Genomic DNA, 24,455 nt, shown 5'->3' with positions numbered 1-24,455 from the left:
GGCGTTCTCCCTGGTGCGATATTTCTTACCCGACCGATATCACACGGTCCGATGGATTGGCAGCGTAGAGCTCCTCGATCAGCAGGCTGCGATGCTCGAGCACCGCGCGCTGGTTGATCGAGCCCTTGTCGGTGACTTCGCCCTTGTCGATCGAGAGCGGCGTGTCCATGAGGATCGCGCGTGTGATCCGCGTCGAGGATCCCGTGGCCGCGCCGAGAAAGCGGGTCAGCCGTTCGCGAAATGCCTCGCGCACCAGCCGGTCGCGGGTCGCGACGACGAGGTCGTCGGTCGGCAGCGTCGGGTTGATCAGCCGGCAGCCGTCGAGATCGAGCACGACGAGCGCGGAGACCTCGTCACGGTTGATGCCGGCGATGACAACGTCGCGCACCAGCGGTGCGCAGGCCGCAACGAAGCGCGCGCGCAACGGGCCGACGCTGACCCAGGTGCCGCTGCCGAGCTTGAAATCCTCACCGATGCGGCCGTCGAAATCGAAGCCGGCGTTGAGATCGTCGGGATCGACAGGCTTGAGCGCATCGCCCAGCTTGTAGAAGCCTTCTTCGTCGAACGATTGTGCGGTGATGTCGGGCTGGCGCCAGTAGCCGGGCATCACGTTCGGCCCCTTGCAACGAACTTCCATTTTGCCGTTGTTCGGCACCAGCTTGGCATCGTTGCCGGATACGGGAAGCCCGACATGGCCGGAGCGGCTGGTGCGCGGGTTGACCGACATGAAGAACGGCGCGGTCTCGGTTGCGCCAAGGCCTGTCAGCATCGGCACGCGGTAGCCTTTTTCCTTCACCGCGAGCTCGTCGAGGCTGTTCCAGACGAACGGCGACAGAGCCGCGCCCGAGAAGAACATCGCGTGCAGCCGGTCGAAGAATTTCGCGCGCAGGCCCTGGTCGTCGCGCAGATAAGGCAGCAGCGACTCGTAGCCCTTGGGCACGTTGAAATAAACTGTCGGCGATATCTCCTGGAGATTGCGCACCGTTTCCTCGATGCCTCCAGGCACCGGCTTGCCGGCATCGAGATACATCGAGCCGCCATTGTAGAGCGTCAGCCCGATATTGTGGTTGCCGCCAAAAGTGTGATTCCAGGGCAGCCAGTCGATAATGACGGGCGGCTCGTCCTTGAGGAAGGCGAGCGTCTCGCGCAGCATCACTTGGTTGGCGCAGATCATGCGCTGGGTGTTGATGACCGCCTTCGGGTTGCCGGTCGAGCCCGAGGTCAGCAGGAATTTCGCGACGGTATCGGGGCCGATCTTGCCGTGGAGCTCGTGCAGATCGCCGCGGATCGGCGTCGCCATGAGGTCGGCGAGCAAGGTGACGTCGCGGCCCGGCACGCGGCCGTAGGACGCGGCGATCTCGGTGCCGAGCGAGACGTTGGCGGCGAGCGCGTCGGCGAACTTGTCGGCGTCCTCGGCGAAGACGAGGCCGGGCGTCAGCAGCTTCATCAAATAGGAGAGCTTGCCGTAATCCTTCGATACCAGCGAATAGGCCGGCGACACCGGGCAGAACGGAATGCCGGCATAGAACGCGCCGAACGCCAGCAATGCGTGGTCGATCGAATTGCCGGAGAGGATGACGACCGGCCGCTCCGCCGACAGCCCGCGCGCAATCAGCCCTGAGGCGATGTGCCGGCTCGCGGCGAGCAGCTCCGCATAGCTGATCTTGCGCCAACCGCGGCCGCCTTCGCGCTCGGCCATGAAGACGCGATCGGGCGTCGCGCTCGCCCAGTGATGCAGGCGGTCGGTGATGCGGGCCGGATAGTCTCCGAGCGGCTGTTTGGGCCGCAGGTAAATCGTGCCGTCGTCGCGCCGCTCGATATTCACGACGGGATCGCCGAACGAAATGGGCCGCAGCGGGGAAGTGCTCGCGCCGCGCTCCATGCTGGAAGAGGACGACGGCTGCGCGCTCATGATTTCGGCTTTACCTTTGCGGTCTTGTGCTCGAGGAACTCGCGGATCCTGCGTTTTGCTTCCTTGTCGCTCTGCGCCACCGTCGCCATCAGCGATTCCATCAACAGGCCGGTCTGCGGATTGGCCTCCGCGATCATCGGCAGTGCCTGGAGCACGGCGAAATTCGTCAGCGGCGCGTTGGAGGCGACCTTGGTCGCAAGCTCCATCGCCTTGCCGAGTCCGTTGCCGGCTTCCGTGACATATTGCGCAAAGCCGTAGGAGGTGCCTTCAGTCGCGGAATAGACGCGGCCGGTCAGCATCATGTCCATCATCCTGGCGACACCGATCAGCCGCGGCAGGCGCACCGAACCGCCGCCACCGACGAAGATGCCGCGCTGCCCCTCCGGCAGCGCGAAATAGGTCGAGGGTTCGGCGACACGGATATGCGCCGCACAGGCGAGCTCCAGCCCGCCGCCGATCACGGCGCCCCTGAGCGCCGCGATCACGGGCACCCGGCTGTACTGGATGCGATCGAACACCCGGTGCCACATCTGGGAATGGAGAAGGCCGCCGGTGGCATCATGGTCGGTCAGTTCGGAGAGGTCGAGACCGCTGGAAAAATGGTCGCCGATGCCGTGGATGACGACCGCGCCGATATCCTCGGGCAGGGACGCAAAACACTCGCCGATTTCCAGGATGATGCCGTCGTTGAGCGCATTGCGCTTGGCCGGCCGATTCAGACCGACGGTCAAAACCCGGTCCGCCCGCTCGATCCTCAAAAGCCCGGAGGCGCCCGCGTCAGCGGTCTCGGCGTTTCCCTGTGTCATTTGCGTCCTTGTCAGAATAGTTATGTTGTATAACGAATTCAGGGGGAGTCAAGGAGGGAAGGGCAGTTTCAAGGTCGGTAGAGCCTTGCTCCAAGATACTATGTCGTCCCGGCGAAGGCCGGGACCCAAAATCCACCGGGAGAAGTTTGGCGACGACAGTCGTTAAGTGCTCAGACCATCCGCAATCGATGGATTTCCGCGGTATGGGTCCCGGCCTTCGCCGGGACGACGAGCGGAGTATGTGGAGCCGACTTGACCCTAAGGCCTGTGTTCTCACATCACCTGATGCACGTCGATCACGACGCGATCCGCATGCCGCGCTGCTGAACCCACAAAAATGTGCTCCATCAGCCAGCGGTACTTCTCATGCCCGGTCTCGAACTTCGGCACGGTGCGGAAATAGATCAGTTTGGGATCCACCGGCTCGCCGCGCTTGAGCTTTTGCAACAGCTCGACCGGGCCGAAGCGCATGCCCTTGTTCTCGACATAGACGATGGCGCCGTCGTCGGTTTCGAAGGCGTACTTCGCTTCGAGATCAATCAGCTCGTTCGGGCGGATGGTCTGGAAGTCCGCGCCGAACGGCAGCACCTTGCCGGTGATCGCGCCCGAGACCTCGCCGCCGATGATCGGGATGATGCGGCGGATGCCGATGCCGGTCTCGCCGGCCGTGACGACGTTGCCGATGCGTGCGGTGACGGTAAAGACGTATTTGGTTTCCAGCGCTGGCGTAGTCATCGCTTCACCTCTCAATGCGCCATCATCCGCGTCGGCAGCCAAGTCGCCAGCAACGGGAAGGCGATCAGGATCACCAGGCGCACGAGGTCTGTCGCCACGAACGGAATCACGCCCTTGAAAATTGTGGAGAAGGAGACGTCCTTCACCACGCTCTTGATGACAAAGACGTTCATGCCCACCGGCGGATGGATCAGGCCGAGCTCGACCGTCATGACGATGATGACGCCGAACCAGATCGGGTCGAAACCGAGATGCATGATCACGGGGAAGATGATCGGCACGGTGAGGATGATCATCGCCATGGCGTCCATCAGGCAGCCGAGCACGAGATACATCACCATGATCAGCGCCAGCACGCCGTAGGGGCCCAGGCCGAGGCCGGTGAGGAATTCCGTCACTTTCTGCGGGGTCTGCGTCACCGTGAGGAAATAGCCGAAGATCAGAGCGCCGATCAGCACGGTGAACACGGCGGCCGCCGTGCGCGTTGCCTGGAGCAGCGAGGCCAGAATCTTCTCGCGGTCGAGGCGGCCGGTCGCCACGCCGATGATGAAGGCGCCGGCAGCGCCGACGCCGCCGGCTTCCGTCGGGGTGAAGCGCGGCAGATAGGGCAGGCCGTAAAGGCCGCCGATCACGAACACGAACAGCAGCACCGGCGCCCAGATGTCCTTCAGGCCGGCGAAGCGCTCGCGCCACGGCGTCACCTTGCCCTTGGGCAGGAAGTCGGGCCGGAAATAGCCGATCAGGAAGATCGTGATCATGTACATGGTCATCGCCAGGATGCCCGGGATGATGCCGGCGATGAACAGCTTGCCGATGTCCTGCTCGGTGATGATGCCGTAGACGGCGAGCACCGTGGAAGGCGGCAGCATCGCGCCCAGCGTGCCGCCGGCCGCGATCACGCCGGTGGCAAACGATTGCGGATAGCCGAAGCGGCGCATCTCGGGATAAGCGACCGCGGAGAAGGTCGCTGCGGTGGCGACCGAAGAGCCGCAGATCGCGGCAAAGCCGCCGCAGGCACCGACGGTGGCGATGCCGAGTCCGCCGCGCAAATGGCCCACAAAGCCGTTGGCGGCGCGGAACAGCTCGCGGCTCATGCCGGAATTGCTGACGAAGGAGCCCATCAGCAAAAACATCGGAATGACGCCGAAGGTGTAGTCGGTCACCGTGCGCATCGAGGTCTGGCCGACCAGCTTCAGCGCCGGCGTGGCGCCGACGAGATAGGAGAAGCCGGAGACGCCGACGAGGCCCATGGCCATGCCGACGGGCACGCGCAGCAGCATCAGGGCGAACAGGGAAACAAAGCCGATAACGGCGACGGCATCGGTGCTCATGATTACTCCGTCGCCTTCAGCTTGGGGTCGTGCATCTCTTCGGGATGGAAGATCAACCGGTAGGTGCGGATCGCGATCAGCAGCACGGCGGAGACGTCGCCGATCCATGCGATCGCGAAGAAAGGCCAGGTCGGCATGTGCATGTCGAAGGTCTGGACGTTGTCGTTGTAAGTGCCGCGGACCTTGTCGAACAGCGTCCAGGTCTGGACGGTCACGACGAACAGCAGCACCAGAGTCGCGAACACGTCGATCCAGCGCTGGTAGCGCGGCCCGACATTGCCCCAGACCAGGTCGACCGTGATGTGGGTGCCACGATAGGAGGTTGCGGCGATACCCCAGAAGATAAGGATGCCGAGCAGCATGCGGCCGATGTCGAAGCTATCCGGAATCGCATAGTTCAGCGTGTTGCGCAGCAGCACCGACAGGAAGATGTCGAGCGCGACGATGCCGACGAAAGCCGCGGCAATCCATTCGATCGAATCGATAATGCGATCCATCCAGGCGCGCTTCATGGGAGCTTCCTAAGAGATGCCATCCTCGGGCGGGAGAGGGAGAGTACGCGCAATGCGTTCCTCGCGTCTCGACCCGCTTGCAGAACAACGGCGGCGAGATGCATCCCGCCGCCGCATGTGTTTCGACGAAGAGCTACTCCGCCAGCGCGTTGTACTTCTTCAGCGAGGCCTTCAGCTCGCTAAGCGCCGCGTCCGGATCCGCGCCGGTCTTCTTCGCGCCGTCACTCCAGGTCTTCACCAGCGGCTCGGCGGCCTTCTTCCAGGCGGCGGTCTGCTCAGGCGTCAGCTTGTAGACCTCGTGGCTGGTCTCCGCCTTGACCTTGTCGATGCCGGCATCCTCGAACTTGCCCCAGTGCTCGCCGACGACGCCTGCCATCTCGACCGTGCAATTCTTGTCGATCGCGGCCTTCTGCTTGTCGGACATCGCATTGTACTTGTCCTTGTTCATCACGAACACGAACGTCGTGGTGTAGAGCGGCGCCTCCATGTCGTACTTGGTCACCTTGTCGATGCCGAACAGCACCAGCGATCCCCAGGGGAAGGTGACGCCGTCGGCGACGCCGCGCTCGATGATGTCGCGCACTTCGGGCGCGGAGGACTGCACATTGGTGCCGCCGAGCGAGGTGACGAAATTCGCCATGGTGGCGTGAGCGGGGCGGATCTTCAGGCCCTTCACGTCCTCCGGCATCACGATCTTCTTGGTCTTGGAATGGAAGGAGGAGGGCGAGTGGACGAAGGCGAGGCAGTATTTGACGTCCTTCATCTCCTTCTCGGCGTATTTGCGATACCAGGCGTCCAGCCCCATCGAGCCGCCCTTGGCATCCGAGATCAGGAACGGCAGCTCGCCGGCGCCGATGATCGGGAAGCGGCCGGGCTGGTAGCCGGGATTGACATAGGTGACGTCGGCGATGCCGTCGCGCGCCATGTCGTAATGATCGAACGCCTTGCCCATCTGCTGGGCCGGAAACACCTTGCCCTTGATGGTGCCGCCGGAATCCTTCTCGACCGCGGCGGCCCAGTCCTCGAGCGATTTCTGCAGCGGATGCGAGGCCGGCACCCAGTGGGAGATCTTCAAATCGAAGGTCTTGTCCTGCGCGAACGCAGGGCTCACGCTTGCTGCCAGCAGCAACGCCAGACAGGCTTTCCTCATCACGCGTCTCTCCCTCTTTTGACGGCGGGCTTCGATGGCCCGGTCTCGTTAATTAACATGTTATCTAATTGGCCGGCGCGTTCAAGCCGGAACTGGCGCGACGTGCCGCCGCGCACTCCCTTTTGCCCAACCGTTATATGATATAATTATCGTGCGCGGACGGCTGCGACAAGCGAGCCGCGACGAAAGCCTACAGGATCGGGAGGAGCAAGTATTGCGGACAAAAGTCGCAATCATCGGGGCAGGGCCGGCTGGATTGTTGCTTGGGCAACTGCTGCACCGTTACGGCATCGACAATGTCATTCTGGAGCGGCAGAGCCCCGATTATGTGCTCGGCCGCATCCGTGCCGGGCTGCTGGAGGAGGGAACCGTTGCGCTGCTCGACCAAATCGGCGCCGGCGCGCGGGCGCATGCCGAAGGGCTGGTGCATGAAGGGATCGAGCTCGCCTTCTCGGGGCGCCGGCACCGCATCGACATGAAGGCTGCGACCGGCAAGACGGTCATGATCTACGGCCAGACCGAGGTCACGCTGGATCTGATGAATGCGCGCAACGCCGCCGGCCTCACCTCGGTCTACGAGGCCAGGGACGTGCAGCCGCATGATTTCGACGGCAGTCACCCGCGCGTAACCTACGTGAAGGATGGCGTCACCCACACCATCGATTGCGATTTCATCGCCGGCTGCGACGGCTTTCACGGCATCAGCCGCGCCAGCGTTCCGGCTTCGGCGATCGAGGAGTTCGAGCGCATCTACCCGTTCGGCTGGCTCGGCATCCTCTCGGATACGCCGCCGGTCAGCCATGAGCTGATCTATTCCAACCACGCCCGCGGCTTTGCGCTCTGCACCATGCGTTCGACCAAACGCAGCCGGTACTATGTGCAGTGCGCGCTGGACGACCATGTCGACCAATGGCCGGACGACCGTTTCTGGGACGAGCTCAGGCGCCGGCTCGACCAGGACGCCGCCGACAGCCTGATCACGGGCCCCTCGATCGAGAAGAGCATTGCGCCCTTGCGCAGCTTCGTCGCCGAGCCGATGCGCTTCGGCAAAATGTTCCTGTGCGGCGACGCCGCCCATATCGTGCCGCCGACCGGCGCCAAGGGGCTGAACCTGGCGGCCAGCGACGCGCATTATCTGTCGAGCGCATTCCGCGAGTTCTACGACGAAAAATCCAGCGCCGGCATCGACGCCTATTCGGCGAAGGCATTGGCGCGGGTCTGGAAAGCCGTGCGCTTCTCCTGGTGGATGACCTCGATGCTGCACAAATTCCCCGACACCGGCACGATCGGCGCGCGCATCCAGCTCGCCGAACTCGACTACGTCACGCAGTCGCAGGCAGCGATGACATCGCTGTCGGAGAACTATGTGGGGCTGCCGTTTTAGGGCGCGGCCCGTACCGCATACCCCCGTCATTGCGAGCGTAGCGAAGCAATCCAGAATCCCTCCGCAGTGGGAGACTGGATTGCTTCGTCGCTACGCTCCTCGCAATGACAGGGGGGAGACCATTTCAAACACCCGCGCAAATTCCGTTTAAAACTTTGTAGGTGATGCAACCGTCACGTCCCTCGCGTTCAATGGCGGCAGCCACCAACGCGAGACAGACATGACCAGCACCGACATTCCCGCCGGCTTCGAGCCGCATTTTCGCAAGGCCCCACTCACCGACCCCTGGGAGCCGCTTTACTCCAGGAAGACCGACAACGGCGTCACCGTGGGATTGCGGCTGGCAAAGCCGCACACCAATGCACGCGGGCTGATCCATGGCGGCCTGATCGCCGCGTTGGCCGATGCCGCCATGGGTTACAGCTGCGCGCAGGCGACGGGCTGGGCGACCTCGTTGGTCACGATCTCGCTGTCGGTCGACTATGTCGGCGCCGGCGAGATCGGCCAATGGCTCGCGGTCGAGGGTGAGGCGATCAAGACCGGCAGCACGATCTGTTTCGCGCAGTGCCTCGCGAAGGCCGACGACGCCGTGATCGCGCGCGCCAGCGGCACCTTTCGCGTCGTGCCGAAGAAAGGATAGTTGTCATTCCGGGGCTCGCGAAGCGAGAACCCGGAATCTCGAGATTCCGGGTTCGGTCCTGCGGACCGCCCCGGAATGACAGTTGTCACCCAAACCTCCACTCCGCGGTCTCCACCACGAGATCGACGAAGGCGCGCACCTTGGCGGAGAGCAGGCGCGAGGTCGGGTAGACGATGTGAATCGGCAGCGCCGGCTGCTCGTATTTCGCCAACACGATTCTGAGCCGCCCGCGCCGCAAGACCTCGGCGGCCTGATAGGCCAGCACCCGGGTCACGCCGCCGCCGGCCTCGGCATATTGCAGGGCGGCGTCGGCGCTGTTGCTGGCGAAGCGTGGATTCGGCGCCACCTCGATGTCGCGGCCGTCCTGCACGAAGCGCCAGCTGGCGGATGGACCGAAAGCGATGGTCTGGTGCGCGAGCAGTGCCTCCGGCGTCTTCGGCTCGCCATGGCGCTTCAGATAGCCTGGCGTCGCCACCACGATCCGCCGCATCTCGCCGACCTGGCGCGCGACGAGGGAGGAGTCGGCGAGATGGCCGATCCGCACCGCGACATCGACGGCGTCTTCCACCAGATTGACGAGGTTGTCCGACAGCCGCAATTCGCAGGCGACCTCGGGATAGCGCTTGAGGTAGGCGATCATGACAGGTCCGACATGGAGCCGGCCGAAGCCGACCGGGGCCGACACCACCAGCCGCCCGCTCGGCCGGTTGCGCTCCTCCCGTGCCGAGCCGTCGGCCTCCTCGACATCGGCCAGGATCCGACGCGCGCGCTCCAGATAGCGCGTGCCGACGTCGGTCAGGGTCACTTGTCGGGTGGTCCGCTGCAACAGCCGCGCGCCGAGATGCTCCTCCAGCGCTGCGATCAGCCGCGTCACCGCGGAGGGCGACAGCCGCAGCTTTCGTGCCGCCGGCGCGAAGCCGCGCAGGTCGGCGACGGTGACGAAAACATGCATGGCTTCAAGGCGGTCCATGGCATTATTGCATATGCCGCAATGATGAAGTGTCAAGCGGCCTGATTGTTTTAGTCGCCGGGAGGTCCATTTTAGATCGCGAAGACGCAGGGATGCGCTGGGATTTCAGGAGATGGTCCGATGACGGCAACTCACACCTATGCCAGCGACGTGGCATTCACGCCGGCGGTGAAGTCGATCCAGACCCGAAAAGGATCACGCGAAGGCTATGCCCATGCCGAGCAGCGCGGCTGGCGCACCGAGGTCGATGAAAACCTCGCGGCGTTCCTGGCCGACGCCAACAGCTTTTATCTTGCCACCGCCTCGGCCAATGGCCAGCCCTACATCCAGCATCGCGGCGGCCCGAAGGGCTTTTTGAAGGTGCTGGACAAGCAGACGCTGGCTTTCACGGACTACGCCGGCAATCGGCAATACATCACCCAGGGAAACCTGTCCGAAAATCCCAAGGCCTACATCTTCGTGATGGACTACGCCCATCGCCGCCGGGTGAAGATCTGGGGCGAGGCGCGCGTGGTCGAGGACGACGAGGCGCTGACGGCATCGCTGATGCCGAAAGGCTATCGTGCCCGGCCGGAGCAGGTGATCCTGTTCAAGATCGAAGCGTGGGACACGAACTGCCCGCAGCACATCCCGCAGAAGTTCGACGCGACGGATGTGGCAGCGGCGCTGGCGGCAAGGGATGCGAGGATTGCGGAGCTGGAGGCGGAGGTGGCGGCGATGAAGGGGGAGAAGGCCGCGAGTTGAGCTTATCTGCCAACGAAGGCTAGAGCGGCTTGCGCGGTGTACCCTCTTCTCTTGCGGGAGAGGGTGGCTCGTCGCGGAGCGACGAGACGGGTGAGGGGGGTCCTTCCGCAGGTGATGGCCCCACGTCGTCATTCGCGGAGAGAACCCCTCATCCGGCGCTTCGCGCCACCTTCTCCCGCAAGGGGAGAAGGGAAGAGGCGGTCGCTGCGAACCTACAACACACTCGCGCCTTCGTGCTGGAAGCCGAGATAGCTGGCGGCGACGCGCTCGTTCGCCGCGATGTCGCTGGCTTTGCCGCTGAGCACGAACTCGCCGAGCTCCATGACATAGGCCTGATCTGCGATTTTGAGCGCGGCCTGGGCGTTCTGTTCGACCAGCAGCACGGAGACGCCGGCAGCGCGCAGTTCGGTGACGATGCGGAAAATGTCGGCGACGATGATCGGGGCGAGGCCGAGGCTCGGCTCGTCCAGCATCAGGAGCTTTGGCTCACCCATCAGTGCGCGGCCCATCGCGAGCATCTGCTGCTCGCCGCCGGAGAGCGTGCCGGCGAGCTGCTTGCGCCGCTCCTTGAGCCGTGGAAACAGCGTGTAGACCCGCTCCATCGAGGCTTTCGCCTTGCTTCTCTCGATGCGGAAGGCCCCCAGCTCGAGATTGTCCTCGACATTCATGGTCACGAACAATTCGCGATGCTCGGGAACGAGGCCAAGCCCCATGGCGACGCGGTCCTCGATGTCGAGCCGCGACAGATCCTGACCTGCGAATGAAACGCGCCCCTTAAGCGGCAAGATGCCAATGATGGCGGAGAGCAGCGTGGTCTTGCCGGCGCCGTTGGCGCCGACGATGGTGACGATCTGGTTTTGGCCGACTTCGAGCGAGACTGAGCGCACGGCCTCGACCTTGCCATAGGCGACATGGGCGTCGGCGACGGACAACAGTGCGCTCATGCCGCCACTCCGAGATAGGCCTTGATCACTTCGGGATTGGTCTTGATCGTGGCCGGCGTTCCTTCCGCGATCTTGGTGCCGAAATCGAGCACCACGATGCGGTCGGCGAGGTTCATGACGAAGCCCATGTCGTGCTCGACCAGCAGGACGCTCATGCCGCCGTCGCGCAGCTCCCGCAGCAGCGTCGCGAGCTGCTGCTTTTCCATGTGGCGCAGGCCGGCCGCCGGCTCGTCGAGCAGCAGCAGCATCGGATCGACGCACAACGCACGGGCGATCTCGACGATCCGTTGCTGTCCCAGCGACAGCGAGCCTGCGAGCTGATGCATCTGCTCGCCAAGTCCGACCCGCTCGATCTGGCGGGCGGCTTCGGCGAGCAGCTTTGCCTCGTCGGCGCGGTCGAGCCGCAGCATCGAGGAGATCGGCCCCGAATGGCCGCGCAGATGGGCGCCGATCGCGACGTTCTCCAGCACGGTCATATCAGGCACCAGCTTGACGTGCTGGAAGGTGCGGGAGATGCCGAGCTTGACGATCTCCTGCGGCGGCGCCCTGTCGACCTTGTTGCCGAGCACGGAGATCGAGCCCGAGCTGGCCGACAGTACGCCGGTGATCAGGTTGAAGGTGGTGCTCTTGCCGGCGCCGTTGGGGCCGATCAACGCGACGATCTCGCGGGCCTGAACGTCGAAGGAGACGTTGTTCACCGCGACCACGCCGCCGAATTGCTTCCGCGCCTTCTCGACCTGGAGCAGGACGCTGGATTGGCCGGGTGAGCGGGTGCGCTGCTCCAGTTTCAGCGAGGTGTCCGGCTTTTTGCCACTGGTACGCTGAGGCAGGAACGACATCAGCCAGGGCCAGACGCCGCCGGGTGCGAGCTGGAGCAGCGCCACCAGCATGATGCCGAACACGATGGTTTCGACCTGGCCGGAGCCGGGCAGGATCAGCGGCAGATAGCTCTGCAGCACTTCCTTCAGGACCACGACGAGCGCCGCGCCCAGGACGCCGCCCCAGACATACCCGGCGCCGCCGACCACGGCGATGAAGAGATATTCGATGCCGGCCTGCGCGCCGAACGGCGTCGGGTTCACCGCGCGTTGAAGATGGGCGTAGAGCCAGCCGGAGAGACCGGCGAGCACGGCGGCGTGGATGAACACCAGCATTTTCGCCCGCGGCGTGTGCACGCCGAACGCCTCGGCCGCGATATGGCCGCGCCGGAGCGCGCGGATGGCGCGGCCGGTGCGGGAGTCCAGCAGGTTCATCGTGAGCAGCGCCGAGAGGATCACGGCAACCCAGATCGCGTAGTAGATCGAGCCGGGCGAGAGCATCTTGAACGAGCCGATCGACAGCGGCGGGATCGCCGAGATGCCGTCGTTTCTTCCCAAAAATTCCAGCTTGCTGAAGAGATAGAACAAGCCGAGTCCCCAGGCGAGCGTGCCGAGCGGCAGATAGTGGCCGGAGAGACGGACGGTGACGAGGCCGAGCAGCACCGCCAACAATCCGCTGACCACCAGCGACAGCGGCAGCGTCAGCCAGGGCGACATGCCGTAGGTCGTCGACAGCACCGCGGTGGTGTAGGCGCCGAAGCCGACGAAGGCCGCCTGTCCAAACGAGGTCAGGCCGCCGACGCCGGTCAGCAGCACGAGGCCCATCGCGACGAGGGCCGCGAGGCCGATATTGTCGAGCAGAACGATCCAGAACGGGGGCATGCCCGGAACAAACGGGATCGCCGCCATGATCAGCGCGAAGATGAGGATGGGGAGCCGGCTCTGCATCTTGGCGTCAGTCCTTTTCTTCCTCGACCGCAGGCGCCGCGAGCGAGCGCAGCAGCAGCACGGGAATCAAGAGCATGAAAACGATCACCTCCTTGTAGTTGGAGGCATAGAAGGACGAGAACGCCTCGACGATGCCGACGACCAGCGCCGCGACGGCGGTGAGGGGGTAGCTGACAAGTCCGCCGATGATGGCGGCGACAAAGCCCTTCAGGCCGATCAGGAAGCCCGAGTCGTAATACAGCGTCGTGATCGGCACGATCATGATGCCCGACAGTGCACCGATGACGGACGCCAGCAGGAAGGCGATCTGTCCGGACAGCGTCGTGCGGATCCCGACGAGCCGGGCACCCAGCCGGTTCACGGCGGTCGCGCGTAGCGCCTTGCCGTAGAGCGTGAGCCCGAAGAACAGCCACAGCCCGACGATGAAGGCGATGGTAATGCCATAGACCGTGATGCTCTGGCCGGTGAAGCGCAGCGCGCCGGCGGTGAAAGATCCCGACAGCACGGCAGGTCCGCGCTGGCCTTCGGCGCCGAAGAACAAAAGGCCCAAACCCTGAAGCGCGAGGTGGACGCCCACCGAGGCGATCAGCAACACCAACACCGAGGTGTGCGCCAGCGGTTGGAATGCGATGCGGTAGAGAAACAGGCCGATCATCGCCAGGATCACCAGCGACAGCGCGATGCAGACCGCAACCGGCGGCTTCTGAGCGGCAAAGTAGACGGTCAGCGCCAGCACGATGGCCGGCAGCACGATATTGGTGACGGTGCTGCGCAGGATCAGGCGCCCGTGCAGCGCCTTGCGCGCCGCGAACAGGTCGAAGGCGAAGGCGCCGATGCCCAGGGCGAGCGCGAGTTTTGCCGTGCCCGGCATCTGGCCCGCGGCCAGCGAGGCATAGGTCAGCGCGCCATAGGTGACGAATTCGCCTTGGGGAATGAGGATGACGCGGGTGACGGCGAACACCAGCACCAGCGCCAGGCCGAGCAGCGCATAGATCGCGCCATTGGTGATGCCGTCCTGCAGCAGGAACAGCATGATGGTGGTATTCAAGACCGGACGCCCCCCTCAAAGATTCAGGACCGGTCCCCTGATTGTGGTGGACGGTCCGCTCACAGCCATTGAACAGCGCTGACGATATTTGATATGGTCCATAACAATTATCAAATATAACATCAAGGGTGGCGAACGATCCTCCCGAACTTAACGGGATTGCGAGCATGAGGCGATGACCGTTTCCAAAACCGCTGAAAAATCCGCCGACACAGCCAAGGGCCGCAAGGACGCGGCCGAAGGGCCCGGCGAAGCCCTCCAGCTCGGCGAGCTCTCGGAGCAGCTCGGCTATGTCCTGAAGCGGGCACAGCTCAAGGTGTTCGAGAATTTCCTGCGCTGCATGGCCTCGCTCCAGCTCACGCCGGCGCAGTTCTCCGTGCTGCTGCTGGTCGAGAAAAACCCGGGCCGTAACCAGACCGAGATCGCCTCCACCCTAGGCATCCTGCGTCCGAACTTCGTGGCCATGCTCGACAATCTCGAGAGCCGCGATCTTTGCGCGCGGATCCGCTCCACCAACGACCGCCGCTCGCACATCCTGGTGCTGACCGATAAGGGCAAGGCCGTGCTGGCCCGTGCCAAGAAGCTCGTCGCCACCAAGCACGAGGCCCGGCTGAACGAGCTGCTCGGGCCGTCCAACCGCGAAGCCCTGCTCGGAATGCTTTCGAAGATCGCCAACGAGTTTTGAGGGATTCGTTGCGCCGGCGACGGAGCATCGAACCCGCGGGCGGGCTGGCGGCGGTTAGGCTGCAGCGAACCGGTCGGGCATGGCAGGTGCGTCCGCGGACAGGAAGCGGCGCTCGATTTCCACGGCGGGCAAGGGAGGGCTGAACAGATAGCCCTGCATTTCGGTGCAGCCCTCCGCTGCGATCCGGTCCCTTTGCTCCTCGGTCTCCACGCCCTCCGCCGTCGTCGTCATGCCCATTCCGCGCGCCAGCGCCGCCACCGCTCGCACGATGCTGAGGGATGCCGCATTGTTTTCCACGCCGCTGACGAAAGACCGATCGATCTTGATCTTGTCGAAGGGAAAGCATTGCAGATAGGTCAGTGACGAATAGCCGGTGCCGAAATCGTCCATGGCGACCTTGATGCCCAGTGCGCGGAGCTGGTGCAGCGTCGTCAGCGTCCCATGCCTGTCCTGCAGCAGAACGCTTTCCGTGATCTCGATCTCCAGCCGCCGCGGATCGAGGGCGGAGGCCGCCAGCGCGCCGACGATCACCTCCGTCAGGCCCGGCTGACGGAATTGCACCGCCGAGATATTGACGGCGACGTGCAGATGGTCCGGCCACCGGCTTGCAGTGGCACAGGCCTGCCGGATCACCCATTCGCCGATCGGCACGATCAGGCCGATCTCTTCCGCAAGCGGGATAAAGCTGTTCGGCGCGACCAGTCCGCGCCGTGGATGTCGCCAACGGATCAAGGCTTCGAAGCCGCTGATCTCGCCGCCGTCGGTCTTCACGACCGGCTGGTAGTGCAGCTCGAACTCGCCGGCGGCAAGGCCGTTGCGCAGGTCCTGCTCCAGCGCGCGACGGCTTTGCGCCTCTTCGCCCATGGCCGGTTCGAAGAAGCAGTGCATGCCGCGGCCGCCGCTTTTTGCGCGATACAGGGCCAGATCGGCATTGTGCAGGAGTTGTTCGGGCGTCGAGCCGTCGCCGGGCGCAATGGCGATCCCGATGCTCGCGCCCGCAATGGTCTGGTGTCCGTCGAGCCCGAACGGAGCACTCAGCGTGCTGACAACATCACGCGCCAGCGCGTCCGCTTCGCTCGAATTGGAAATCGGGGTCTGGAGGATCACGAATTCATCGCCACCCATGCGCGCGATCGTATCGCTGTCGCGCGCGAGCTGCTTGAGGCGGCGGCTGGCATCCTGCAGCAGGATGTCGCCGGCCTGATGGCCCAGGGTGTCGTTGACGGCCTTGAACTTGTCGAGATCGATGTGGTGGATCGCGAACATCCCACCCTGTTCGAGCGCCTGCTTGAGGCGCTGACCGAGCAGGGCGCGATTGGCGAGGTCCGTCAGCGCGTCGTGGTGCGCCATATGCGCGATCTTCAATTCCGCCTTGCACTGCTCGGTGATGTCTTCGTGGGTCGCGACCCATCCGAGATCGGGCATCGGTCGATGCCTGATCTTGAAGGTTCGCCCGTTCCGCATCTCGACGACGCTGTCCATGGCCTCGGCTGATGTGGCAACATCGGTCCGCCATCTAGCATATTCCTCCCGCGTCATGGCCGGCACGCTGCCGGCTTCGAAGCGCATGTCGAGGATCTCCTGGAGCGGCGTGCCCGGACGAACGCGGTCGGGCGGCAGGCCGTACATTTCGATATAGTGCGTGTTGCAGACCAGCAGCCGATGGTCGGCGCTGAAGAAGCAAAGTCCCTGCGACATGTTGTTGATCGCAATGTCGAACTGAAAATTGCGTTCCTGTAGCCGCGCACTGAGCTCTTCGCGCTCTGTAATGTCCTCGTGCGTCGCCATGCCGCCGCCGTCGGGCAGGGGATGGATGGTGTAGGCGATGATTCGTCCGTCGGCGAACTGCTGGACCGTCTGCTCGCTGACGACCGAACGCTCGGTGCGGGCGCGGACATAGGCGCCGGCTTCTCCGCGGATGTTCAGGCCCAGTTTGAGCCGATGCTGGATCAGGTCCTTGATCGGTGTGCCCGGGTGCACCTGCTCGGGCGAGAGCGCGTACATCTCGCGGTAGCGCGGATTGCAGAAAATGACCCTGCGGTCGCTGCCAAAGAGAATGATCCCGAGCCACAGATTATTGGCGGCGCACTTGAGCAGCTCGCCGAGCACGAGCGGATCAATGCTTGCGACCTCCTGATCACTCTGCGCCATGCGCGTTGCCCCCGGGACGACGCGATTAGAGCAGGCGGTGGTGAATGAGCCCAATGATTCGCCCAATTTCAGGGCGCATTCCTGAAACTGCAGCGAACGCGAGGTTAAAAGCGGCGATGGCGGCTCCTGGAAAAGAGGCGCCGACGAGAACTCAGAGATCGTTAACCATGCCGTCCCGCCGAACGGCGCGCTGAGCCGGCCGGACGACGATGCCGCGGTGTCAGTCGACCAGGATTACCCGGATGTCGTTCACGTTGGTCAGCGTGGGACCCGGCAGCAACAGGTCGCCCGTCGCCTCGAAGAATGTGGTCGCGTCGTTGTTGTCGAGATAGGCCTGCGGCTGCAGTCCCTGCGCCGTCATCTTCGCGAACGTCGCCGCGTCGATCAGCGCGCCGGCGGGGTCGGTGGGATTTCCGGCGCCGCCATCGGCGCCGTCGGTGTCGCCGGCGAGCGCGGAGATGTCAGGCGTGTCCTTCAAGAGGCCCGCGAGCGCCAGCGCGTATTCCTGGTTCGGGCCGCCGCGGCCATTGCCGCGCACGGTGACCGTGAGCTCGCCGCCGGAGAGGATCGCGACGCGCTTGCCCTGCGCGCGGGCCTGAAGCGCCAGCCTGGCGTGATCGGCGGCAACGTCGCGGGCCTCGCCTTCGAGGTCGGCGCCGAGATCGATTGTCTCGTAACCGGCTTCATGCGCGAGTTTCACCGCAGCGTCGAGCGATTGCTTCGGACGCGCGATCAATTCGAAATGCGCGCGAGCGAACGCTGCGTCACCGGGCTTGCAGCTCTCGTTGGCGGGGTCGTCCAGCGCGCGGCGCACGGCATCGTCGATGTCGAGCTTGTATTTGGCGACGATGGCGCGCGCATCATTGAGCGTGGTCGGATCGGGCACGGTCGGACCGGAGGCGATCGCGGAGGGGTCGTCATGCGGCACGTCGGAGATCGCAAGCGTCACGATCTCGGCAGCATTTCTGCCTGCGCGCGCCAGCCGGCCGCCCTTGATCCGCGACAGGTGCTTGCGCACGACATTCATCTCGCCGATCGGCGCGCCGGAGCGGAGCAGCGCCTTGTTGACCGCCTGCTTCTGCGCGAAGCTGATGCCGTCGACGGGCGCGATCCAGTTCGCCGAGCCGCCGCCGGTGAGCAGCACCAGGAGCAAATCGTCCGGCCCGGCCTCGGCGGCGAGCGCGAGCGTGTCGGCTGCGCCCTTCAGGCCGGCTTCGTCAGGCACGGGATGACCGGCCTCGACCACGCGGATGCGGCGGGTCGGTAGGCCGTAGCCGTGACGCGTGGTGGCGATGCCGACGAGGCGTTCCGGTGCGAGCCCGAGCGTGTCGAGGTAATGCCGCTCGGCGGCGGCGGCCATCGCGGCCGCGCCCTTGCCGGCGGCGAGGCAGATCACGCGTCCCCTTGGTGCGGGCCGCAGGTGCGGCGCCAGAATCGTGCTCGGATGAGCGGCGGCGACGGCGGCGTCGTAGAGCGCGCGGAGCAGGGGGCGTCGGTCGGTCATGACGAAAGGCCTTGAGCGGACAGAAAAGACTGGCGGCAAACGCGCCGCTCACCTGCCTACCGCATCATGCGCCAAAGCGTAAGCCGGCTTCGCCATCATTCGATTGTGCAATCGCGTGATCATAATGGGCACAGCAAAGCCCCCTGCGATCATCTCGCAGGGGGCTCTCGTCGTCGTATGGTCGAGCCGGCTAGCCGCCGACGTCGGCGCTGATCACGTCGCCGAACAGTTCCCACTTCTCGCCCTTGAACTTCTCGAGCTGGAGCTGGCTGATCGGCGCGAAATCGGTCGGCGAGGTGTTGATCTTCACGCCCGGCAGCAGCGCCTCGGTGCGGAAGTCCTTTAGACTCGCCGCCTGCTTCATGATGTTCGCGCGCGTGAGATCGTCGCCGCACTGCTTCAAGACCTGAACGAGCGTCTGAGCCACGGCATAGCCGACGATGGTGCCCTTATCGAGCTTGTCGCCCTCGGGGAAGTATTTGGTCATGAACGCCAAGAAGTCCTTCATGCCGGGATCGCTGGTCCAAGCGGGATCCGATACGTCCTTGAGATAATCGGCCGAGATGATGTCCTGGCCGTTCTCGAAGCCGGCGGGCTTCATCACGCTGCCGACGGAGGCCGAGACGTTGTTGAGGAAGTGCAGCGGCTTCCAGCCGATCTCCGCGTTCTTCTTGATCGCCTGCGCGGCGAATTTCGGCGTCGTGATGTTCATGAAGACGTCGGCGCCGGTCGACTTCAGCTTGACGATGTGGTTGTCGATGGTCGGCTCGGATGTCTCGTAGCTCTCCTCCATGACGATCATTGACGCGGCCTTGGCGCCGAGGCCGTCCTTCAGCCCCTTGAGATAGTCCTTGCCGTAATCGTCGTTCTGGTAGAGCACGGCGATCTTGGCGTCCGGTTTGTTCTTCAAGAGCCACTTCGCATAGATCTGCGTCTCGCTCTGGTAGTTGGGCTGCCAGCCCATGGTCCAGGGGAAGTTTTGCGGATCGTTCCACTTGGTGGCGCCGGTGGCGACGAAGAGCTGCGGCACCTTCTTCGAGTTCATGTATTTGTGGATCGCCGAGTTCGGCGGCGTGCCGAGCGAGTTGAAGATGAACAGCACCTCGTCGCTCTCGACCAGCTTGCGCGCCTGCTCCACCGTCTTCGGCGGCGAGTAGGCGTCGTCGTAGCTGATGTAGTTGATCTTGCGGCCGTTGATGCCGCCTTCGTCGTTGATCTTCTTGAAATAGGCGGCTTCGGTCCGCCCGATGATGCCGTAGGCGGAAGCCGGTCCGCTGTAGGGCATGATGTTGCCGATCTTGATCTCGGTATCGGTCGCGCCGGTATCGTATTTCTTCTGGGCCGATGCAGTGGAGGCCGAGGCCGCAATGAGAGCGAGCGCAAGTGACGCGGCCGCAAGTTTGCCGGTGACAGCGGGCATTCCTATCTCCCTATTTTCTTGGTGTGTGTGCGTCCCTTTTCTTGTGTTGCTTGTTTTTGGTGACGCAGCCGCAATTCAATACGATTTACCTGATGCCTACAACAGAAAGCCCCTGCGGCGGGGTCGCAGGAGCTGCTTCTTTAGTAGTCAGGGCGCCCGCGCGCTCGTGTGCGACTGCGAGAAGGTGCATCCGTCTGAGTTGATTAACCGATCAGGAGCGAGTTTGAGTTGCGCGCTTCAGTGGCCGAGCTCGCTCGAGATGATGTCCCCGAACAGCTCCCATTTCCGGCCCTTGAACCTCATCATCTGGAGCTGCTCGATCGGGGCGAAATTATCGGCTGCGGTGTTGATCTTGATGCCGGGCAACAGGGTGTCGGGCTCGAAATCCTTCAGGCTGGCGGCCTGCTTCATGACGTTGTCGCGGGTGAGGTCGTCGCCGCACATTTGCAGCACCTTCACCATGGTCTGCGCGGCGGCATAGCCGAACACTACGCCGGCATCGAGCTTGTTAGCCTTGGGATCGTATTTGGCGAGGAAGTTGTAGAACTTCTTCATGCCGTCGTCGGCATTCCATTGCGGGTCGGAGCCGTCCTTGGTGTAGCTCGCCGACAGGACGCCTTGCGAGACCTCGAGCCCGGCCGGCTCGAGCACGCCGCCGACCGAGGCCGAGACGTTGGAGATGATGTGGACCGGATGCCAGCCGATCTCGGCCGCCTTCTTGATCGCTTGCGCTGCAAATTTCGGTGTGGTGATGCTGACGAAGATGTCGGCGCCGGAGGCCTTTAATTTCACGACGTGCTCGTCGATCGCCGGCTCGGAAGTGTCGTAGGCGTCTTCCAGCACGATCATCGAGGCCTTGGGCCCAAGGCCGTCCTTCAGCCCTTTCAGATAGTCCTTGCCGAAATCGTCGTTCTGGTAGAGCACGCCGATCTTGCCATCCGGCTTCTCCTTCATGATGTACTTGGCGTAGATGCGCGCTTCGCTCGCGTAGCTCGGCTGCCAGCCCATGGTCCAGGGATATTGTTTCGGATCGTTCCACTTCGAAGCGCCGCTCGCCACGAACAATTGCGGCACCTTCTTATCGTTCATGTATTTGCGGATGGCGCCGTTCGTGGAGGTGCCGAGCGAGCCGAAGATCAGCAGCACCCCGTCGCTCTCGACCAGCTTGCGGGCCTGCTCCACCGTCTTCGGCGGCGAATAGCCGTCGTCGTAGGAGATGAACTTGATCTTGCGGCCGCCGATGCCGCCCTCGGCATTGATCTTGTTGAAATAGGCTTCCTCGGCCTTGCCGATCGCCGCATAGGCGGACGCCGGGCCGCTATAGGGCATGATGTTGCCGATCTTGATCTCGGTATCGGAAGCGCCGCTGTCGTATTTCTTCTGGGCCAGTGCCGGGCCGCTCATCGCAGTGCACAACGCGAATGCAGCCAGAACGGCCGCAACCTGAAATCGAACGGCAGTCATCTTTCTCCACCCGGAACGGATCGCCGCCGCATTGAACAAGATTGATGCGGGACGTCAACAAAAAGCCCCCGCGATTGCTCGCGGGGGCTTCTCGATGTGTCGGACTATAGCGTCAGAGTGTCACTCGGTGGCGATGTCGCCGCTGATGATCTCGCCGAAGAGTTCCCACTTCTCGCCCTTGAAGCGCTGCATCTGAAGCTGCGCGATCGGGGCGAAGTCGGTGGGGCCGGTGTTGATCTTGACGCCGGGCAGCAGCGTGTCCGGTGCGAAATCCTTCAACGAAGCCGCCTGCTTCATGATGTTGGCCCGGGTCAGATCGTCGCCGCACATCTCCAGGACCTTGGCCAGCGTCGACGCCGCGCCGTAGCCATAGACCATGCTGGTGTCGGACTTGTCGGCACCCGGCATGTACTTGTCGACGAACTCGTTCCACTTCTTCATGCCGGGGTCGTTGGCCCACTGCGGGTCCGTGGAGTCCTTGGCATAGGCCGCCGACAGCACGCCCTGCGCAGCCTCGAAGCCGGCCGGCTTCATCACGCTGCCGACCGAGATCGACACGTTGGTGAGGATCTGCAGCGGCTTCCAGCTCAGCTCGGCGGTCTTCTTGATGGTCTGGGCCGCGAATTTGGGCGTCGTGTAGATCAGCAGGACGTCGGGATTGGCGGCCTTGATCTTGACGATGTGACCATCGATCGACGGCTCCGACACCTCGTAGCTCTCTTCCATGACGATCATGGACGCGCCCTTGGCGCCCAGGCCGTCCTTGGTGCCCTTGAGGTAGTCTTTGCCGAAATCGTCGTTCTGATAGAGGATCGCGATCTTGGCGTCCGGCTTCTCCTTCAACAGCCACTTCGCGTAGATCTGCGCTTCGCTCTGGTAGGAGGGCTGCCAGCCCATGGTCCAGGGGAAATTCTTCGGGTCGTTCCACTTGGTGGCGCCGGTGGCGACGAACAGCTGCGGGATCTTCTTGGCGTTCAAATACTTCTGGATCGCGCTGTTCGAGGGCGTGCCGAGCGGGTTGAACACGACGATCACCTCGTCGCTCTCGGCCAGCTTGCGGACCTGCTCCACGGCCTTCGGCGGCGAATAGCCGTCATCATAGGTGACGAAGTTGATCTTGCGGCCGTTGATGCCGCCCTTGTCGTTGATCATCTTGAAATAGGCTTCTTCGGTCTTGCCGATGATGCCATAGGCCGACGCCGGACCGCTGTACGGCATGATGTTGCCGATCTTGATCTCGGTATCGGACGCGCCAGTGTCATATTTTTTCTGGGCGAATGCGGCGCCGGAGGTGAGAGTGATGACCGCCGTTGCCGTGACCAGCGCAGCGGTTCGCAGTGTTCTTTCAAAAAGCAATTCGGGTCTCCTTGGCTTAATTAACGGACTTTCAGTTCTTCCTGAGCCGGCCGACGAGTTGCTGGCCCATGATCGCGATCTGCCTGGCGCCATGCGGCACGAGGTAGATGACGGCGAACAGGAGTACGCCGAACACCGCGCCGGAGAGGCCCTTCGAGATGCCCTCCGCCATGTTCGGCACGAAGATGATGAAGGCTGCGCCGACGAACGAGCCTGGCAGCCAGCCGACGCCACCGACGACCATGCCGAGGAACAGCGAGATCGCCAGCGTGATCGTGTAGCTGTCGGGCGCGACGAACTGCACGGCGATGGCGCCAAGCGAGCCGGCAACGCCGGTGATGCCGGCGGACACGCCGAAGGCCAGCGTCTTGTACAGTGCGACGTTGACGCCCATCGAGGAGGCCGCGATCTCGTTGTCGCGGATCGCCATGAAGGCCCGGCCCGAACGGGAGCGCAGCAGGTTTACCGAGAAGATGTAGATCGCGAGCACGACGGCGAGCGAGAAGTAGTAGAGCCATGTGTCCTGCGACATCGGCAGCCCGAACGGTGCGTCGGGCTTGGTGACGACGAGGCCCTGCACGCCGCCCGTCCAGTGCTCGAGGAAATTCAGCTTCAGCAGCTGCGGCATCGCGGTGGCAAGGGCAAAGGTCGCGAGCGCGAGATAGACGCCCGACAGCCGCAGCGCCGGCTTGCCGAACAGGTAGCCGAATCCGAAGCAGACCACCGCGGAAATCGGAATTGTCAGCGCATAGTTGACGTTGAAGTACTCCATCAGCACCGCCGACGTATAAGCGCCTACGGCGTAGAAGGCGCTCTGGCCGAGCGAAAACTGGCCGGAGCCGCCCGTCAGGATGTTCAAGGCCAGCACCGCGAGCCCGTAGATCAAGAGCATCGTCATCTGGAAGATGATGAAGTTCTTGACGAATACCGGCACGATCAACAGCACCGCCAGCACCAACAGGGAGGTGCCCGTGCCCAGCGTCATCGCCCGCTTCGGAACCGCCTCGACGGCTTGATGACCTTCTGCAACGACTTCTTCTGCAGCGCTCATGATCAAACTCGCTTGACGATTTGCCGGCCGAACAGGCCAGCGGGTTTGACGACCAGGACGGAAATGATCAGCGCGAGCGCGATCGGAAGCTTCAGCTCGTTGCCGACGCCGGGAATGTAGGTGCCGGCGAGGTTTTCGAAGACACCGACCAGGAAGCCGCCCACCACGGCGCCGAACGGGCTGGTCAGTCCGCCGAGCACCGCGGCGGCAAAGCCGTAGATCAGCACGCCGCCCATCATGTTGGGCTCGAGGAACACGACCGGTGCGATCAGCATGCCGGCGATCGCACCGATCGCGGACGCCATGCCCCAGCCCAGCGCGATCATCCAGCTCGTGTTGATGCCGACCAGCCGGGCCGATTCAGGCACGGAAGCGGCCGCGCGCATGGCGAGTCCGATCTTGGTGTACTGGAAGAAGAAGTAGAGGCCGAGCAGCAGCAGCACCGTGACGCCGATCATGCCGGCCTGGTGGGTCGAGATCAGCTGGCTGCCGAGGAACGGTGAGGAGCCGAACGGGGTCGGATACTGCTTGATGGTGAAGTCCCAGATCAGGCCGGCCGAGGAGTTGATGATCGCGAACAGCGCGATGAAGCCGGCGACATTGGTCAGCACCGGCGCCTTGGCGAGCGGCTTGAACAGGATGCGCTCGATCGCGATGCCGCCGACGAAGGACAATGCCAGCGTGATCACGAAGGCGGCCCAATACGGGATGCCCCATTGCATCAGCTGCCAGGAGATGAAGGTCGAGAACATCGCCATCTCGCCCTGCGCGAAGTTGAGATGATCGATCGCCTGGTAGATCATGACCACGGCGAGCGCCATGCAGGCGTAGATCGCGCCCGTGGCGATGCCGGCCAGCACTTGGTTGGTGAACAGCTCCATC

At 63.7% G+C, this 24,455-nt stretch carries 21 protein-coding genes; 4 read left to right on the top strand and 17 right to left on the bottom strand.

The features are described from left to right. Positions 1 to 25: 25 nt before the first annotated feature. The 6 genes from GWG67_RS26645 to GWG67_RS26620 all read right to left on the bottom strand — a co-directional run bounded on the left by GWG67_RS26645 (position 26) and on the right by GWG67_RS26620 (position 6,446). Entirely contained in the window at positions 26 to 1,912 is a 1,887-nt protein-coding gene (locus tag GWG67_RS26645) for a feruloyl-CoA synthase (RefSeq protein WP_275172337.1), read from the bottom strand. Continuing rightward, a complete protein-coding gene (locus tag GWG67_RS26640; RefSeq protein WP_247283469.1) occupies positions 1,909 to 2,718 on the bottom strand; it encodes a crotonase/enoyl-CoA hydratase family protein in 810 nt (269 codons plus the stop codon). The genes GWG67_RS26645 and GWG67_RS26640 overlap by 4 nt, the downstream gene beginning before the upstream one ends. A 273-nt stretch (positions 2,719 to 2,991) precedes the next feature. Further along, positions 2,992 to 3,453, bottom strand: a complete 462-nt coding sequence (locus GWG67_RS26635) for a DUF3237 domain-containing protein (RefSeq protein ID WP_275172336.1) — start codon at positions 3,451 to 3,453, stop codon at positions 2,992 to 2,994. An 11-nt stretch (positions 3,454 to 3,464) separates the two neighbouring features. Next, positions 3,465 to 4,784, bottom strand: a complete 1,320-nt coding sequence (locus GWG67_RS26630) for a TRAP transporter large permease (RefSeq protein ID WP_275172335.1) — start codon at positions 4,782 to 4,784, stop codon at positions 3,465 to 3,467. 2 nt (positions 4,785 to 4,786) lie between these two features. After that, on the bottom strand, positions 4,787 to 5,296 hold the full coding sequence (locus GWG67_RS26625) for a TRAP transporter small permease (RefSeq protein WP_195800841.1): 510 nt from the start codon (positions 5,294 to 5,296) through the stop codon (positions 4,787 to 4,789). A 133-nt stretch (positions 5,297 to 5,429) separates the two neighbouring features. Then, a complete protein-coding gene (locus tag GWG67_RS26620) occupies positions 5,430 to 6,446 on the bottom strand; it encodes a TRAP transporter substrate-binding protein (protein WP_275172369.1) in 1,017 nt (338 codons plus the stop codon). Positions 6,447 to 6,660: 214 nt separating this feature from the next. Between GWG67_RS26620 and pobA the strand changes: the two genes are divergently transcribed. Next, complete coding sequence (pobA, locus tag GWG67_RS26615) at positions 6,661 to 7,830, top strand: 4-hydroxybenzoate 3-monooxygenase (protein WP_275172334.1); 1,170 nt, start codon at positions 6,661 to 6,663, stop codon at positions 7,828 to 7,830. A gap of 220 nt (positions 7,831 to 8,050) precedes the next feature. Then, positions 8,051 to 8,470 carry a PaaI family thioesterase gene (locus tag GWG67_RS26610; protein WP_275172333.1) on the top strand — a complete coding sequence of 140 codons (420 nt, stop codon included), beginning with the start codon at positions 8,051 to 8,053 and terminating at the stop codon, positions 8,468 to 8,470. A gap of 85 nt (positions 8,471 to 8,555) precedes the next feature. Here the strand turns inward: GWG67_RS26610 and GWG67_RS26605 are convergent, their stop codons facing one another. After that, positions 8,556 to 9,440 (bottom strand): LysR family transcriptional regulator, encoded by an 885-nt coding sequence (locus GWG67_RS26605; protein ID WP_275172332.1) that lies wholly within the window; start codon positions 9,438 to 9,440, stop codon positions 8,556 to 8,558. Between the two features lie 120 nt (positions 9,441 to 9,560). Here GWG67_RS26605 and GWG67_RS26600 point away from each other — a divergent pair, with 120 nt between their 5' ends. Then, positions 9,561 to 10,184, top strand: coding sequence for a pyridoxamine 5'-phosphate oxidase family protein (locus GWG67_RS26600; RefSeq protein WP_275172331.1), 624 nt, complete (start codon positions 9,561 to 9,563; stop codon positions 10,182 to 10,184). Positions 10,185 to 10,396: 212 nt separating this feature from the next. On the opposite strand, the gene GWG67_RS26595 is transcribed toward GWG67_RS26600, so the two are convergent. The 3 genes from GWG67_RS26595 to GWG67_RS26585 are packed head-to-tail and all read right to left on the bottom strand — an operon-like array spanning position 10,397 to position 13,942. Next, positions 10,397 to 11,128 (bottom strand): ABC transporter ATP-binding protein, encoded by a 732-nt coding sequence (locus tag GWG67_RS26595; RefSeq protein ID WP_027570159.1) that lies wholly within the window; start codon positions 11,126 to 11,128, stop codon positions 10,397 to 10,399. After that, entirely contained in the window at positions 11,125 to 12,894 is a 1,770-nt protein-coding gene (locus GWG67_RS26590) for an ATP-binding cassette domain-containing protein (RefSeq protein WP_275172330.1), read from the bottom strand. Before GWG67_RS26590 ends, GWG67_RS26595 begins: the two co-directional genes overlap by 4 nt. Before the next feature lie 7 nt (positions 12,895 to 12,901). Next, positions 12,902 to 13,942 carry a branched-chain amino acid ABC transporter permease gene (locus GWG67_RS26585; protein ID WP_275172329.1) on the bottom strand — a complete coding sequence of 347 codons (1,041 nt, stop codon included), beginning with the start codon at positions 13,940 to 13,942 and terminating at the stop codon, positions 12,902 to 12,904. A gap of 175 nt (positions 13,943 to 14,117) precedes the next feature. Here GWG67_RS26585 and GWG67_RS26580 point away from each other — a divergent pair, with 175 nt between their 5' ends. Further along, the gene (locus GWG67_RS26580) at positions 14,118 to 14,627 is read left to right on the top strand and encodes a MarR family winged helix-turn-helix transcriptional regulator (protein ID WP_275172328.1); all 510 of its coding nucleotides are present in this window, start codon (positions 14,118 to 14,120) and stop codon (positions 14,625 to 14,627) included. 54 nt (positions 14,628 to 14,681) lie between these two features. Here GWG67_RS26580 and GWG67_RS26575 read toward each other — a convergent pair whose 3' ends face one another. From GWG67_RS26575 to GWG67_RS26545, 7 genes are all read right to left on the bottom strand, one after another. Further along, positions 14,682 to 16,778 carry a bifunctional diguanylate cyclase/phosphodiesterase gene (locus tag GWG67_RS26575; protein ID WP_275172327.1) on the bottom strand — a complete coding sequence of 699 codons (2,097 nt, stop codon included), beginning with the start codon at positions 16,776 to 16,778 and terminating at the stop codon, positions 14,682 to 14,684. A gap of 220 nt (positions 16,779 to 16,998) precedes the next feature. After that, entirely contained in the window at positions 16,999 to 18,282 is a 1,284-nt protein-coding gene (locus GWG67_RS26570) for a glycerate kinase (protein WP_275172326.1), read from the bottom strand. A 190-nt stretch (positions 18,283 to 18,472) separates the two neighbouring features. After that, positions 18,473 to 19,702 (bottom strand): ABC transporter substrate-binding protein, encoded by a 1,230-nt coding sequence (locus tag GWG67_RS26565; RefSeq protein ID WP_275172325.1) that lies wholly within the window; start codon positions 19,700 to 19,702, stop codon positions 18,473 to 18,475. 237 nt (positions 19,703 to 19,939) lie between these two features. Beyond that, the gene (locus GWG67_RS26560) at positions 19,940 to 21,166 is read right to left on the bottom strand and encodes an ABC transporter substrate-binding protein (protein ID WP_275172324.1); all 1,227 of its coding nucleotides are present in this window, start codon (positions 21,164 to 21,166) and stop codon (positions 19,940 to 19,942) included. A 120-nt stretch (positions 21,167 to 21,286) separates the two neighbouring features. Continuing rightward, positions 21,287 to 22,522 (bottom strand): ABC transporter substrate-binding protein, encoded by a 1,236-nt coding sequence (locus GWG67_RS26555; protein WP_275172323.1) that lies wholly within the window; start codon positions 22,520 to 22,522, stop codon positions 21,287 to 21,289. Between the two features lie 31 nt (positions 22,523 to 22,553). After that, the gene (locus tag GWG67_RS26550) at positions 22,554 to 23,573 is read right to left on the bottom strand and encodes a branched-chain amino acid ABC transporter permease (protein ID WP_275172322.1); all 1,020 of its coding nucleotides are present in this window, start codon (positions 23,571 to 23,573) and stop codon (positions 22,554 to 22,556) included. A 2-nt stretch (positions 23,574 to 23,575) separates the two neighbouring features. Further along, positions 23,576 to 24,454 carry a branched-chain amino acid ABC transporter permease gene (locus tag GWG67_RS26545; RefSeq protein ID WP_007599708.1) on the bottom strand — a complete coding sequence of 293 codons (879 nt, stop codon included), beginning with the start codon at positions 24,452 to 24,454 and terminating at the stop codon, positions 23,576 to 23,578. Position 24,455 lies beyond the last annotated feature (1 nt).

This window comes from Bradyrhizobium sp. CSS354 (genome assembly GCF_029051725.1).
Taxonomy (GTDB): Bacteria; Pseudomonadota; Alphaproteobacteria; order Rhizobiales; family Xanthobacteraceae; genus Bradyrhizobium.
Note: the sequence above shows the minus strand (reverse complement) of the source record. Positions and strands in the feature narration are given on the sequence as shown.